This is a genomic window from Streptomyces apricus, assembly GCF_008369065.1.
Lineage (GTDB): Bacteria > Actinomycetota > Actinomycetes > Streptomycetales > Streptomycetaceae > Streptomyces > Streptomyces apricus.
Genome location: NZ_VDFC01000186.1, coordinates 1 through 1,777, shown reverse-complemented (window position 1 = coordinate 1,777; position 1,777 = coordinate 1). Strand labels below are relative to the sequence as shown.

Annotated in this window: 1 protein-coding gene; it reads right to left on the bottom strand. The window is 71.3% G+C overall.

Annotated elements, in window-relative coordinates; all coding sequences use genetic code 11:
- Positions 1-1,357, bottom strand: a 1,357-nt coding sequence (locus FGF04_RS39065) for a serine hydroxymethyltransferase (protein ID WP_149516140.1), incomplete at its 3' end; no start/stop codon positions are given.
- Between the last annotated feature and the right edge of the window lie 420 nt (positions 1,358-1,777).

Sequence of the window (1,777 nt, the reverse complement as noted above, 5' to 3'; positions counted from 1 at the left end):
GGTCCTCGACGCCCGCGCGCAGGCGCAGCACCTGGGCGGGGTCGATGAGGTACTCGGTGTCGCTCAGGGCGGTGGTGGCGGTGACGACGGCGTGCAGCAGGTGGGCGCACTCGCGCATCTGCAGCGGGCCCATGCCGCGCTGGGCGAGGATGTTGGTGCCCAGCCGCAGGCCGCTGGTGACCAGCGGGGGTTTGGTGTCGCCGGGGATGCGGTTGCGGTTGGCGAGGATGGCGCACTGTTCCAGGGCCCGCTCGGCGACGACCCCGGTCAGTCCGCGGTCGATGATGTCCAGCAGGACCATGTGGTTGTCGGTGCCGCCGGTCAAAACGCGGTAGCCCAGGGCGGACAGCTCCGCGGCCAGCGCGGCGGCGTTGTCGACGATCAGCTGGGCGGCGTCCTTGAACTGCGGGGAGGCGGCCAGGGAGAAGGCGCGGGCCTTGGCGGCGATGGTGGCCGGGCTGGGTGTGCCCTGCGACTGGGGGAAGACCGCCCGCTGCATCAGGCGCGACAGCGGTGTGCGGCCGTCAGGGCCCGGGGTGCGGTGGTCGGCGCCGCTGAGGATGAGGCCGCCGCGGGGGCCGCCGAGCTGCTTGTAGGTGCTGGTGGTGGTGATGTGGGCGGCGTCGATGGGGCTGGGGTGCTTGCCGGTGGCGACCAGGCCGGCGATGTGGGAGATGTCGGCGAGCAGGTAGGCGCCGACGGAGTCGGCGATGGCGCGGAAGCGCTCGAAGTCGACGGTGCGCGGGTAGGCGCTGGCGCCGGCGATCAGGACGCCGGGCCGGTGGCGGCGGGCGAGGTCGGCGACCTGGGCGTAGTCGATGCGCCCGGTGCGGTCCAGGCCGTAGTGCACGGCCGTGAAGTGCCGTCCGGTCACCGAGGCGGGCGAGCCGTGGGTGAGGTGGCCGCCGGCGTCCAGGTCCAGTCCCAGCAGGGTGCCGCCCGGCGGCAGGAGCGCGCTGAGCACGGCGAGGTTGGCCGAGGAGCACGAGTGCGGCTGCACGTTGGCGTACCGGGCTGCGAAGAGGTCCTTGGCGCGGGCGATGGCCAGGCGTTCGACCGCGTCGAAGCGGGCGGCGCCGGGGTGGTAGCGGGCGGCGGGGTAGCCCTCGGCGGTGACGTTGGACAGGGCCGCTCCCCCGGCGGCCAGCACCGAGGGGTCGGCGACGCTGGCCGAGGCGATCATCGCCAGGGTGGTGTCCTGGTGGCGCACCTCGGCGTCCAGCAGCCCGGCGAGTTCGGGGTCGGTGCGGTGCAGGGTCTGCATGCCGATCTGCAGGTGCCTGGCCTGCTCCCCGCCGGGCCGGGCGGCGTCCTTGTGGGGGGCGGGAGCGGGTGCGGTGTGCCACTGACCGGCCATGTCCTGTGCCTCGTCTCTGGTTCGGTACTGCCCGGAGGGAAAGAATTCGTTTTCGGAAAGTGTCACGCCGAGCGAGCTTTGTCCGGACCCGGCAGGAACAGGGGAATTGGGAATGACCCTAACTTCGGCGCCGGTCGGCGACAACGGCGTTCAAACCCGCACCGCGCGGGGGAAAACGAAAAGCGCTCCCCCGTCGAATGGAAAGACAAGGGGAGCGCTTTTCGTTTTCCCCCGCGCGGTGCGGGTTTGAACGCCGTTGTCGCCGACCGGCGCCGAAGTTAGGGTCATTCCCAATTCCCCTGTTCCTGCCGGGTCCGGACAAAGCTCGCTCGGCGTGACACTTTCCGAAAACGAATTCTTTCCCTCCGGGCAGTACCGAACCAGAGACGAGGCACAGGACATGGCCGGTCAGTGGCACAC